Annotated in this window: 10 protein-coding genes; all 10 read left to right on the top strand. The window is 64.6% G+C overall.

Features of this window, described 5'->3' with window-relative positions:
- Positions 1-216: 216 nt before the first annotated feature.
- The 10 genes from oxlT (GGD66_RS19440) to GGD66_RS19395 all read left to right on the top strand — a co-directional run bounded on the left by oxlT (GGD66_RS19440) (position 217) and on the right by GGD66_RS19395 (position 12,164).
- Positions 217-1,506, top strand: coding sequence for an oxalate/formate MFS antiporter (gene oxlT / locus GGD66_RS19440; protein ID WP_026201561.1), 1,290 nt, complete (start codon positions 217-219; stop codon positions 1,504-1,506).
- 260 nt (positions 1,507-1,766) lie between these two features.
- Positions 1,767-3,101 carry an oxalate/formate MFS antiporter gene (gene oxlT, locus GGD66_RS19435; protein ID WP_018315850.1) on the top strand — a complete coding sequence of 445 codons (1,335 nt, stop codon included), beginning with the start codon at positions 1,767-1,769 and terminating at the stop codon, positions 3,099-3,101.
- Positions 3,102-3,278: 177 nt separating this feature from the next.
- Entirely contained in the window at positions 3,279-3,707 is a 429-nt protein-coding gene (locus tag GGD66_RS19430) for a CBS domain-containing protein (protein WP_018315849.1), read from the top strand.
- Between the two features lie 98 nt (positions 3,708-3,805).
- A complete protein-coding gene (locus GGD66_RS19425) occupies positions 3,806-4,825 on the top strand; it encodes a 2-dehydropantoate 2-reductase (protein ID WP_183258696.1) in 1,020 nt (339 codons plus the stop codon).
- An 11-nt stretch (positions 4,826-4,836) separates the two neighbouring features.
- Entirely contained in the window at positions 4,837-5,610 is a 774-nt protein-coding gene (locus GGD66_RS19420) for a fumarylacetoacetate hydrolase family protein (RefSeq protein ID WP_177237102.1), read from the top strand.
- Positions 5,611-6,350: 740 nt separating this feature from the next.
- Positions 6,351-7,757 (top strand): hypothetical protein, encoded by a 1,407-nt coding sequence (locus GGD66_RS19415; RefSeq protein WP_183258695.1) that lies wholly within the window; start codon positions 6,351-6,353, stop codon positions 7,755-7,757.
- Between the two features lie 188 nt (positions 7,758-7,945).
- Positions 7,946-8,143: a hypothetical protein gene (locus GGD66_RS19410; RefSeq protein WP_018315845.1), complete on the top strand. Its 198-nt coding sequence runs from the start codon at positions 7,946-7,948 to the stop codon at positions 8,141-8,143.
- A gap of 47 nt (positions 8,144-8,190) precedes the next feature.
- Positions 8,191-8,841, top strand: a complete 651-nt coding sequence (locus GGD66_RS19405; protein ID WP_092256450.1) for a hypothetical protein — start codon at positions 8,191-8,193, stop codon at positions 8,839-8,841.
- Between the two features lie 1,330 nt (positions 8,842-10,171).
- Positions 10,172-11,167 (top strand): nitronate monooxygenase family protein, encoded by a 996-nt coding sequence (locus GGD66_RS19400; protein ID WP_183258694.1) that lies wholly within the window; start codon positions 10,172-10,174, stop codon positions 11,165-11,167.
- A 25-nt stretch (positions 11,168-11,192) separates the two neighbouring features.
- Entirely contained in the window at positions 11,193-12,164 is a 972-nt protein-coding gene (locus GGD66_RS19395; protein WP_183258693.1) for a zinc-binding dehydrogenase, read from the top strand.
- Positions 12,165-12,166: the final 2 nt, after the last annotated feature.

The raw sequence follows: 12,166 nt of genomic DNA, 5'->3' as shown, positions 1-12,166 counted from the left end.
GCTTCGCCGCAACGGGGAAGACTTCTCACGAAATCAATGCGTTGATCACAGGCCGAAAGCGAATTGGGCTTTACAATCGCCCAGCCATGGCGCATGTGATAAAGCCGCGATATTTCGCCGCACCCTCCAGTCCTTCGCTTGAATCTTGGCATAATGAATACCAGGATGCGACCAGCGCACGCATAAAAATGATCGGCGCCTTCGGGAGGGTTTTTTATGACAGACATGGTGCAGTCAACAGCGGCCCCAAGCGTCGCGCGCGTCAGCGACGCCTATCGCTGGACGCAGTTGGCAGTTGGCGTCGCCGCGATGGTGATGATCGCCAATTATCAGTACGGCTGGACGTTCTTCGTCCCTGACATCCAGAAGAAGTTCGGCTGGGATCGCGCGTCGATCCAATGGGCCTTTACGCTCTTCGTCCTGTTCGAGACCTGGCTGGTCCCGGTCGAAGGATGGTTCGTCGACAAATACGGTCCGCGCATCGTCGTGCTGGTTGGCGGCGTGCTCTGCGCCATCGGCTGGGCGATCAACGCCCAGGCCACCTCGCTCAACGGCTACTATCTCGGCATGATCATCGCCGGCATCGGCGCCGGCGGCGTCTACGGCACCTGCGTCGGCAACGCGCTGAAGTGGTTTCCGGACAAGCGCGGTCTTGCCGCGGGCATCACCGCCGCGGGCTTCGGTGCGGGCTCCGCGCTCACCGTCGCGCCGATCCAGGCCATGATCAAGGACAGTGGATTCCAGACCACCTTCCTCTATTTCGGCCTCGGACAGGGCATCATCATCTGCATCCTCGCCTTCTTTCTGCTCGCGCCGAAAGCAGGCCAGGTGCCGACCGTGGTGGCCAATGCCAACTTGCTGCAGACCCGGCGCAACTACCAGCCGACCGAAGTGCTGCGTCAGCCGATCTTCTGGCTGATGTACTTCATGTTCGTGATCGTCGGCGCCGGCGGCTTGATGGTGACGGCCAACCTGAAGCCCATCGCGGCCGACTGGAAGGTCGACAACGTGCCGGTCACGCTGATGGCGGTGACGATGACGGCAGTGACGTTCGCGGCCACGATCGACCGCGTGCTCAACGGCCTGACGCGTCCGTTCTTCGGCTGGATCTCCGACATGATCGGCCGCGAGAACACGATGTTCATCGCCTTCGGCATGGAAGGTTTCGGCATCTGGATGCTCTACCTCTGGGGCCACGATCCGATCTGGTTCGTGCTGCTCTCGGGCTTCGTGTTCTTCGCATGGGGTGAGATCTACTCGCTGTTCCCCTCGACCTGCACCGACACGTTCGGCGCCAAGTTCGCGACCACCAATGCCGGCCTGCTCTACACCGCGAAGGGCACCGCCGCGCTGCTGGTCCCGATCGGCAACTACATGCAGCAGTCGTCGGGCACGTGGGACAGCGTGTTCATCATCGCGGCCGGTGCCAACATCCTGGCTTCGCTGCTAGCGATCGCGGTGCTCAAGCCCTGGCGCAAGGTCGTGGTGGCCAAATCGACCATCTGACACGCTCCATCACAGCTCTTCATCAAGCAGACGCCCGGCCTCACGGCCGGGCGTTTTCGTTTTGGCGACGTCTTGCTGCGCCGTTCCCCTCCAATGGAACCGCAGATTTGTGACAATCCGCCGCAGTTAGGGCTTGCATTCTGGAATATGGTATACCAAGCTCCGTGCCGCGCTTGCGACGATAAGCCACAACATTTGCGACACTGGGTCATCTTGCCATCCAAAGTCGCGATCAATCAGGCGCGTTGGGAGGTTTCTTGATGATTTCCAGCACGGACGGCGCCGTCACGGCCGCGCCTCTTCGCACCGGTTTCCGTTGGCTCCAGCTCGTCATGGGCATCGTCTGCATGGCGATGATCGCCAATTTGCAATATGGCTGGACGCTGTTCGTCGATCCGATCGATGCGGCCCACCACTGGGGACGCGCCGCGATCCAGCTCGCCTTCACCGTCTTCGTCGTCACCGAGACCTGGCTGGTGCCGATCGAAGCCTGGTTCGTCGACAAATACGGCCCGCGCATCGTCGTCATGTTCGGCGGCGTGATGATCGCGCTGTCCTGGATTCTCAACTCCTATGCCGACAGTCTCACTTTGCTCTACGCGGCCGCGATCATCGGCGGCATGGGCGCGGGCGCGGTGTACGGCACCTGCGTCGGCAACGCGCTGAAATGGTTTCCCGACCGCCGGGGCCTTGCCGCCGGCGCGACCGCCGCCGGCTTCGGCGCCGGCGCCGCGCTCACCATCGTGCCGATCGCGACCATGATCGCATCGAGCGGCTATCAGCACGCCTTCTTCACCTTCGGCATCGGCCAGGGCGTGATCGTGTTCGTGCTCGCCTTCTTCATCCAGCCGCCGCGGCTCTCGATCCCGCCGAAGAAGAAGCAGCTCAACCTGCCGCAGACCAAGATCGACTTCACCCCGCCGCAGGTGCTGCGCAGTCCTATTTTCTGGGTGATGTATCTCGTCTTCGTCATGGTCGCATCCGGCGGCCTGATGACCGCGGCGCAGATCGGCCCGATCGCGCACGACTTCAAGATCGCCGACACCCCGGTCACGCTGGCCGGCTTCCAGATGGCGGCACTGACCTTCGCGATTTCGCTCGACCGCATCCTCGACGGTTTCGGACGCCCCTTCTTCGGCTGGGTCTCCGACACGATCGGCCGCGAGCACACCATGTTCATCGCCTTCGGCACCGCGGCGCTGATGCTGCTGACGCTGTCGGCTTACGGCCATGTCCCGGTCGTGTTCGTGCTCGCGACCGCGGTGTATTTCGGCGTGTTCGGCGAGATCTACTCGCTGTTCCCCGCGACCTGCGGCGACACCTTCGGCTCGAAATTCGCGACCACCAACAACGGCATGCTCTACACTGCGAAGGGCACCGCCTCCCTGCTCGTCCCGCTCGCCAGCGTGATCTCGGCGACGTACGGCTGGAAGGCCGTGTTCGTGGTCGCGGTCGCCCTGAACGCGACGGCGGCGCTGACGGCGCTGTTCGTGATCAAGCCGATGCGCCGCTCCTTCATCCTCGGCAAGGAAGTCGAGAGCGCGAACACCGCAACCGGCAGCGCCAAGACCACTGCAAAGACCGAGACGGCGTAGCCGCCACTTACATTGCAGGGATCAACCAGGGGGCGCAGCGATGCGCCCCTTTTCTTTTTCGCGCACGGCAAACGTCAGTATTACTGTCGCAAGATTTTTCGGATCGCCCAAACCAGCGCTTGACGATTGGCATTATGTATACCACACTTCTCGCAACATTCACCCAGGGAGGTTGCAATGCTGGTCGGAGACATTCTGCGCAAGAAGACGCCGCGCGTTGTCACGGTGCGAATGAACGAAACGGTAGGTATCGCCGCCAAGCTGATGCGCGCCAACAACATCAGCGCTCTCGTGGTCAAGGACGTGGTCCGCTCCGAGGGTAATACCGCCGTCGGCATGTTCACTGAGCGCGACGTGGTGCGCGCCGTCGCCGAGCACGGCGCGAACGCCGTCAACGTCAAGGTCTCGCAGCTCGTCTCGGTGCAGCAGCTGGTGTCCTGCAGCTCCAGCGATACGATCGAGCAGGTCCGGCATCTGATGAACCGGCATCACATCCGCCATTTGCCTGTCATCGACGATTACAGCCTCGTCTCCGTCATCAGCATGCGCGACATCGCAGCTGCCATGGACGAGGCCATCAACGGCAAGCCGCAAGCGGCAGCCTGAAGCGACGCACTCTTCCCCTGTGACTACCGGCCGGCTCGGACGCGTTCGAGCCGGACCGGATCTTTCGTCCCAAAATTCCGGTCTCCCGCGAGGATTTCATGAAGATCTGCATCTACGGCGCCGGCGCAATCGGCGGATATCTCGGGGTTCAGCTTGCGCGCGCAGGCGCCGATGTCAGCCTCATCGCGCGCGGCGCGCACCTTACCGCAATGCGCGAGCGCGGCCTGACGCTGCTCGCGGGCGAGGAGAAGCACACCGTGCATCCGCGCTGCACCGACGATCCCGCCGAGCTCGGCGCGCAGGACTACATCATCATCACGCTGAAGGCCCATTCCATCACCGGCGTGATCGAGAAGATGCAGCCGCTGCTCGGGCCGCACACCCGCATCGTCACCGCCGTCAACGGCATCCCCTATTGGTACTTCTACAAGCACGGCGGCCAATACGAGAATTCGACGCTGGAGAGCATCGACCCCGGCGGGCGGCAGTGGCGCGAAATCGGCGCCGAGCGCGCCATCGGCTGCATCGTCTATCCCGCCACCGAGATCGAGGCGCCCGGCGTGATCCGCCACGTCTACGGCAACAACTTCCCGCTCGGCGAGCCCTCCGGCGAGATCACCAGCGACGTGCAGCGCCTCGCGGATCTGTTCGTCGCGGCCGGGCTGAAGGCGCCGGTGCTCGACCGCATCCGCGACGAGATCTGGCTCAAGCTGTGGGGCAATGTCTGCTTCAACCCGATCAGCGCGTTGACCCATGCAACGCTCGACGTAATCTGCACCGATCCGTCTACCCGAGCGCTGTCGCGCGCGATCATGGTGGAGACACAAGCGATCGCCGAGACCTTCGGTGTCAAGTTCCGCGTCGACGTCGAGCGCCGCATCGAGGGCGCCCGCAAGGTCGGCGCGCACAAGACCTCGATGCTGCAAGATCTCGAGCGCGGCCGCCCGATGGAGATCGACCCGCTCGTCACCGTGGTGCAGGAGATGGGCCGCCTCACCGGCATCGCGACGCCCGCGCTCGATTCGGTGCTGGCGATGGTGACCCAGCGCGCCCGCATCGCCGGGCTCTATGACGGCGTTTCGACGCCGTCAGATCCCCGCGCACTGGCGGTGGCGTGATGGCGGGCGAGATGAAGCAGTGGCTGCGCTTCCGGAATAATGGCGCGACCGGTTTCGGCACGCTGACGTCATCGGGCATCAGCGTGCACGAGGGCGAGATGTTCGGCCGCAACACCGCGACCGGCAAGATCCTGGCGCTGTCGGAGGTCGAGCTGCTGGCGCCTTGCGCGCCCAGCAAGATCGTCGCGCTCTGGAATAATTTCCACGCGCTCGCCGCCAAGCTGAACCAGCCCGAACCGCCGGAGCCGCTTTATCTGCTCAAGGCCACCACCACCATCACGACGCCGGGCGCCGTGATCCGCCGTCCCTCCTATTACGACGGCAAGACCACCTATGAAGGCGAGCTCGGCATCGTCATCGGCAAGACCTGCGCGCGTGTCTCCCCCAGCGAAGCCAACAGCTTCATCTTCGGTTACACCTGCGTCAACGACATCACCGCCAACGACATCCTGACCAGCGACCCTACCTTCCCGCAATGGGCCCGCGCCAAGGGCATCGACGATTACGGCCCGTTCGGTCCCGTCATCGCAACCGGCCTCGATCCGGCCAAGCTGACCGTCCGCACCATCCTCAACGGCGCGGAGCGGCAGAACTACCCGATCTCCGACATGATCTTCTCGGCGCAGCAGCTGGTCAGCAAGATCTCCCACGACATGACCCTGCTCCCCGGCGACCTCATCGCCGTCGGCACCTCGGTCGGCGTCGGCGTGATGAAGGAGCCGGTCAACACCGTCACCGTCGCGATCGACGGCATCGGCGAGCTCACCAACGAGTTTCGGCTGTAGCCGCGAACACCGTCCCGTAGTCCGGATGAGCGCAGCGACATCCGGGACGGCTCTTCGCTTGGTCCCGCATGCGCTACGCTCGTGCGGGCTACTCACTTATTCTCGCTGCAGCGCGGCAAAATTGATCCGGCGCAAATCGCGCCAGCACGGCCGCCTTATCCTTCCCGGCAGTCAATTTCTGACGCCAGGGAGGATGCCATGACGAATGCAGGTAATGCACTTTTGTGGACAGCTCTGTACTTTGCTCTCGCGTTCGGTGCGATCTTCGCGGTCTGGTTCGCCGACAAGATGCGCTCGAACTTCCTCGGGAAATGATAGCGCGCACGGCGCCGCAGTCCGGATGAGCCAAGCGACATCCGGGACGATTCTTCGCATGGTCTCCCATGTCGCTCCGCTCATGCGGGCTACTAATGCTGCTCGCTCCGTCATGGCCGGGTTTGTTGTTTAGAGTCCGGGGACATGGCTGACACCTGTTCGGACACATCACTGACAGGTTGGCCGGGCCTTCGCCGCGCCGAAGCGGCTTCGGCCGCGCAGGCGGAACAAGCCCGCGCATGACGCGTGTGGGGGAACCTCTGTCCGGGAAAACCCGGCACTCCCGCGCCGCCTCCACCCATAGGCCAACGCAACCAGCCGTGGATCACGCCGCCCGAAACAGCCTACAAGCCTCCCCGCCCCTTGCGCTCGGTTCCGCTCTTGGCAATCATGGCGAAAATGTGCGCCGGCGTGAGGAATTCACGATGTGGCTGTTTTTCCTGGTTGCCTGGTTCGGCCTGTTGGCCATCGTCGCGGTCTTCGCCCAGCAGGCGCTCGGTCACGACTTCAGTCACCTGCCCGCCTGGTTCGCGGGCCTGCCGGTGCCGCAACGCGTCGCGACCGGAGTCTTCCCCGCCCTCGCTTTGGCCCTGATCGGCGCTTCAGCCTGGCGGCTGTCGCGCCAGGACCGCAGCCTGAAGACGCTGCGTGACCGGCTCAAGAAAACCCGCGAGGACGTCGTCGTCGCCCACGCCCTGCAAAACCATCTCGACGCCACCGTCCAGCATTTGATCGAGAGCGACCCGAGGGAGGCGGTCTCCGCGCTCCACGACAAGCTGGGCGAGACCGAGCAGCGCGCGCTGCTCCAGCAGGGGCGCAACCAATCCACCGACATGCACGACCAGCTCGCCGAAATCCGCAGTCGCCAGCAGCACCTGCGCGACATGGTCGGCAAAATCGCCGAGCAGCGCCGCGCGGTCGAGCCGGTCTTCACCGAGATCCGCGACCGCCAGAATCAGCTCGAACGCTCCCTGCACGATCTCGAGACCGACGATCGCAAGAACAACCTTGCCGACCGGCAAAGGGACATCGCGCGCGACGTGGCGGCGCTTCTAGGACGGGTGAACAGCGTCCAGGAGACATTTGCGACCCTCAACCAGTACAAGGAGGATCTGGCCAAATCCCACGCCGAGCTGGTGCCGCTGCGGTCAACCGACGCCGGCATCAACGCCCTGATCGGCGAGCTCAGCCTCGGCCACGAGCGCCTTGCCAAGACCATCGACGAGCTCGAGACCGGCGGCGAGACGCCGCTTCCCACCCGCGTCGAGACGCTGTCGAAGAACAAGATCGAGATCGAGCAGCGCCTCGCCCGCATCGACGACAGCTTCAACATTCTCAAAAGCATCCGGCTCGACTTCGAAGAGCTCGGCCAGCGCCAGGTCCAGCTCGAACGCTCGCTCGCCGACGTCGAGACCGACCCCGACGGCAAGACCCTTGCCGACCGGCAGAACGCGCTGAACGATTTCGTCCTGCAGTCGCGCCAGCGCCTCGGCGCCCTGCAGGAGACGCTGGCGACGCTGAACGCCTTCAAGGCGGAGCTGTCGAAATCGCAGGCCGACCTCGTCCCGCTGAAGGCGCCGGTGTTCGGCATCGAGGCCCTGATCGCGGAGGTCGGCAGCACCCGCGACCTCCTCGCCAAAACCGTCGGCGAGATCGAGGCGAACGGCGACGTCACCCTCGCCTCGCGCGTCGACGCGCTCACCAAGAGCAAGCGCGAGGTCGAAGACCGCCTCGCCCGCATCTTCGACAATTTCAACGCGCTCGATGCCTTGCGCAAGGACATCGGCGGCATCTTCTCGACGATCAGGAATAGCCTCAACCGGATCGGGTGAGTTGCCGCGTAGGACTGACAGCAGCACTCCGAAACATCCAGACACATCACATCTGCGCGCGTCAGAGATATGCCGCCAACATGTCCCGCGCGCGCCGCAACTTGGTCGCATTCGGCCGCCCTTCTGTGAGGCGTGTCTGGGGGGCACGGCACTGCCGTGTTTGGACCAAACCTTCTAGGGGTATCGCTGTGAAGAAGATTGTAATTGCTCTGGGTGCCACGCTTGCTCTGGTGACGGCTGCGAACGCTGCGGATCTGCCGCGCCGCCAGCCCGTGCCGGTCTATCCGGCCGAGCAGGCGCCGATCGGCAAGATGCCGATTGGCAAGAGCCCGGTTGGAAAGGCCCCGATCGGCAAGGCGCCCGGCCCGGTCGCTGCGCGTTACTGAAACGCAAGCAAGACTAGCGTAAGCGGCCGACAGTCGAGGGGCACAGCGTGACGAACAAACCTGATCGATCGGGACCCTGCATCCTTGCGGGGTTCGCCCTCGCGGCCATGATCGCGTGTACGACGCCCTCGGCCTCGGCCCACGAAGCGAACAAGCGCGTTGCTGACGCCAACGCGCTTGCCACGACCGACTCCACATCGCGGCCTCAGCCGCAAGCGGCGCGGCGCTCCGTCGCGCGTGTGGAGAAAGGTCCCTATTACGTCGACTTCCGCGCCCGCACGGCCGCGAGCTGGGGCCATGCCTTCGTCTGGTACGGCAAGACCAGCGAGAAGGCGGTCGAGGTCGCAGGCCTCACGCCCGCCGGCGACACGCTGGCTTACGTGCTCGGCCACATCACCTTCGTGCCGTCGGAGACCGGTGCGAGCTACGGCGATCTCGATCCGGAATATCTGACCGCGAGCTACCGCGTCTATCTGAACGAGGCCGACGCCAAGCGCGTGTTCGCCTACATCAAGAAACTGCAGGCGAGCTCGCCGGTCTGGAACGCCGAGACCACCAACTGCACCGGCTTCATCGGCGACATCGCCGAGTTCATGGGCCTGAAGGTCCCGTATCGCTGGCAGCGCCCGGAAAACTTCGTCAACAGCCTCAAGGACATGAACGGCGGCCGCCAGATGGTGCGGCTGTCGGCGGAGTAGCTGCCCTGTAGCGGCGGCCTCGTAGCCCGGATGGAGCGAAAGCGAAATCCGGGACCGCCTTCGCTCGTCGCACAGGCCCCGGATTGCGCTACGCTCCATCCGGGCTACGAACCCGCCGCCGTCACCTCCGGCGTCATTGCGAGGCAAGCCCTTGCGAAGCAATCCAGAGTGTTTCCGCGGAGGGATTCTGGATTGCTTCCGCCTTCGCCAAAGGCTTCGGCGGACAAGTCGCTGCGCTCGCAATGACGGTGGTTGACGCAGCGGTGCGCATAGCGCTCCGGCACGTTCGGAGCGCCCTCGCCCGTCGGGCAAAACACCCTGCCGATGTCCCCACTCCGCCTGTCAAGCCCGCCCGCCAAAATATTCCACTTTACCGAAATTCGGATTTGTCGTACACACAAGCCACCCTGGCCCGAGACAAGGGGCGGATCGCGATCGTCACGAACCGCGGGCCGGGGTGCGATGGACGCGACGGCGTCGGGCGCGAGCAGCAATTGCGGGGCGGGAAACCGTGAGCAAAGCGCTTCGCGCATACGACCCGGCGCCGACAGCGTCTTCGCATGGCTTCGGGCGTGAGCACGCGCCAGCACTCGAAGCGACATGCGAGGACGTGCGCGGACGGTCAAGTCGTGTGGTCCTGACGCCCGGGGTCTGTGCGTCAAGTCCTGCGGTGATGTGGCGGCCAACCGGTGCGCGCATCAATCATCCGCAAGGCGACGGGGGCAATAGTGCATCGCTCCCCGGGGAGAGCACGAAGTACGCCGTAAACCATCGCGCAGGGAAGGCCGGGCGTTCGGCGCACCTGTGGTCCACCCCGTGTGCATCTTTTTCGCGCACGGACTTACGGGTGCCAGCCGGCGCCCGGCCTTCCCTGCGCCCTTGTCTTTCATGAGGGCAACGCGATGAAGCAAAGCTCGGGCCGGGATGCCGCGAGAGCGCGAAGGCGTGTCTTGATTGGACAAGAATTGCACATGGCCCCGCGAGCGCAAATCTACAACCGTCACCCTGAGGTGCGCGCTCGGGGGCGCATCGCGCCACTGAGCAAGCCTCGAAGGGCGACAGCCCGGCTTTCGCAGCGTGGCCGCTCATCCTTCGAGGCTTGCTGCACCTTGCTTCGTACCGTGCAGCTCGCACCTCCAGCGACAACCGCTTCGCGGTTGCGCGGGGATGACGGAACAAAATTATCCGCCCCGCGGAATCATCCCCACCGCCCGCATGATCGCCCCGCCCCCACCGCACGCCCGCGCAATAGACATTTCCCGACCCGGGCGGCATCCTTGCGCCATCAACCGACAACAGAGCCTGCGGGCCATATCAGGGGGAACACATCATGTTGCAGACACGGTTCACGAAACTCGTCGGCGTCGAGCACCCGATCGTCCAGGGCGGCATGCAATGGGTCGGCCGCGCCGAGCTGGTCGCCGCTGTTGCCAATGCCGGCGCGCTCGGCTTCATCACGGCGCTGACCCAGCCGACGCCGGAGGATCTGACCAAGGAGATCGCGCGTTGCCGCGACCTCACCGACAAGCCGTTCGGCGTCAACCTCACCATCCTGCCCGCGATCAAGCCGCCGCCCTATGCCGAATACCGCGCCGCCATCATCGAGAGCGGCATCAAGGTGGTCGAGACCGCCGGCAACAAGCCGCAGGAGCATGTCGACGAGTTCAGGAAGCACGGCGTCAAGGTCGTGCACAAATGCACCAGCGTCCGCCACGCGCTCTCGGCCGAACGCATGGGCGTTGACGCCATCTCGATCGACGGCTTCGAATGCGCCGGCCATCCCGGCGAGGATGACACGCCCGGCCTGATCCTGATCCCCGCCGCCGCCAACAAGATCAAGATCCCGATGATCGCCTCGGGCGGCTTTGCCGACGCCCGCGGCCTCGTCGCCGCGCTGGCGCTGGGCGCCGACGGCATCAACATGGGCACGCGCTTCATGGCGACCAGGGAAAGCCCGATCCACCAGCTCATCAAGGAGAAAATCGTCGCCAATGACGAGCGCGAGACCGAGCTGATCTTCCGCACCATGCGCAACACCTCGCGCGTCGCCAAGAACGAGATCTCGACCAAGGTCGTCGCGATGGAGAAGGAAGGCGCCAAGTTCGAGGACATCCGCGAGCTCGTCGCCGGTGCCCGCGGCAAGATGGTCTACGCGACTGGGAATTCCGACGAAGGCATCTGGTCGGCCGGCCAGGTGCAGGGCCTGATCCAGGACATCCCGACCTGCGCCGAGCTCATCTCCCGCATCGTGCGCGAGGCGGAAGCGATCATTCGCAGCCGGCTGGAGGGCATGATCGTTCAGCCGCAACGCGAAGCCGCCGAATAATCACCGCAAGAAGCGAGAGCAATCCATGAAGGCTTACGTCTACGGCCCTGAGGGCGCTAGGATTTCCGACGTCGCTCAACCAAAGCCGAAAGGCAAGCAGGTGCTGGTGCGCGTCCGCGCCTGCGGGCTCAACCGCGCCGACACCGGCATGCGCAAGGGGCACGCCCACGGCGCGGCCGGCGGCGCCGGCACCGTGCTCGGCATGGAATGGGCCGGCGAGGTCGCCGAGCTCGGGCCGGATGCCAAGGGCGTCAAGATCGGCGACCGCATCATGGGCTCGGGCGGCGCGGCATTTGCCGAGTACACACTGGCCGATCACGGCCGGCTGTTCCGCGCGCCCTCGAACATGAACTTCGAGGAAGCCGCCACCCTGCCCGTCGCGCTCGCGACCATGCACAACGCCGTCGTCACCGTCGGTGGCGTGCAGGCGGGCCAGAGCGTGCTGATCCAGGGCGCCAGCTCCGGTGTCGGCCTGATGGCGATGCAGATTGCAAAACTCAAGGGCGCAAAGCTCGTGATCGGCTCGTCGACCGACGCCACGCGCCGCGGCCGGCTGAAGGAGTACGGCGCCGACCTCGCCGTCGACAGCTCCGATCCGAAATGGGTCGACGAGGTGCTGAAGGCGACGAACGGTGAAGGCGTCGACCTCATCGTCGACCAGGTCTCGGGCAAGGTCGCGAGCCAGAACCTTGCGGCGACCAAAGTGAAGGGCCGCATCGTCAATGTCGGCCGGCTCGGCGGCACCCATGCCGATTTCAACTTCGACCTGCACGCCGCGCGCCGCATCGACTATGTCGGCGTCACCTTCCGCACCCGCACCATCGAGGAGGTCCGCGAGATCTTCGAGGAGGTCAGGAAGGACATCTGGGGCGCGGTGGAGTCGCGAAAACTGCAGCTGCCGATCGACCGGGTGTTCGCATTCGACGACATCGACCAGGCGTTCGAGCACATGGAGGCGAACAAGCATTTGGGGAAAATCGTGGTGACGGTGCCGTAGAG

Origin of the sequence: Bradyrhizobium sp. CIR48, from assembly GCF_014198315.1 — a bacterium.
Taxonomy (GTDB): domain Bacteria; phylum Pseudomonadota; class Alphaproteobacteria; order Rhizobiales; family Xanthobacteraceae; genus Bradyrhizobium.
Note: the sequence above shows the minus strand (reverse complement) of the source record. Positions and strands in the feature narration are given on the sequence as shown.

Coding starts and splice junctions, on each gene's coding strand:
- oxlT (WP_026201561.1), top strand. CDS start 217: ATGACAGACATGGTGCAGTCAACAGCGGCCCCAAGCGTCGCGCGCGTC.
- oxlT (WP_018315850.1), top strand. CDS start 1,767: ATGATTTCCAGCACGGACGGCGCCGTCACGGCCGCGCCTCTTCGCACC.
- GGD66_RS19430 (WP_018315849.1), top strand. CDS start 3,279: ATGCTGGTCGGAGACATTCTGCGCAAGAAGACGCCGCGCGTTGTCACG.
- GGD66_RS19425 (WP_183258696.1), top strand. CDS start 3,806: ATGAAGATCTGCATCTACGGCGCCGGCGCAATCGGCGGATATCTCGGG.
- GGD66_RS19420 (WP_177237102.1), top strand. CDS start 4,837: ATGAAGCAGTGGCTGCGCTTCCGGAATAATGGCGCGACCGGTTTCGGC.
- GGD66_RS19415 (WP_183258695.1), top strand. CDS start 6,351: ATGTGGCTGTTTTTCCTGGTTGCCTGGTTCGGCCTGTTGGCCATCGTC.
- GGD66_RS19400 (WP_183258694.1), top strand. CDS start 10,172: ATGTTGCAGACACGGTTCACGAAACTCGTCGGCGTCGAGCACCCGATC.
- GGD66_RS19395 (WP_183258693.1), top strand. CDS start 11,193: ATGAAGGCTTACGTCTACGGCCCTGAGGGCGCTAGGATTTCCGACGTC.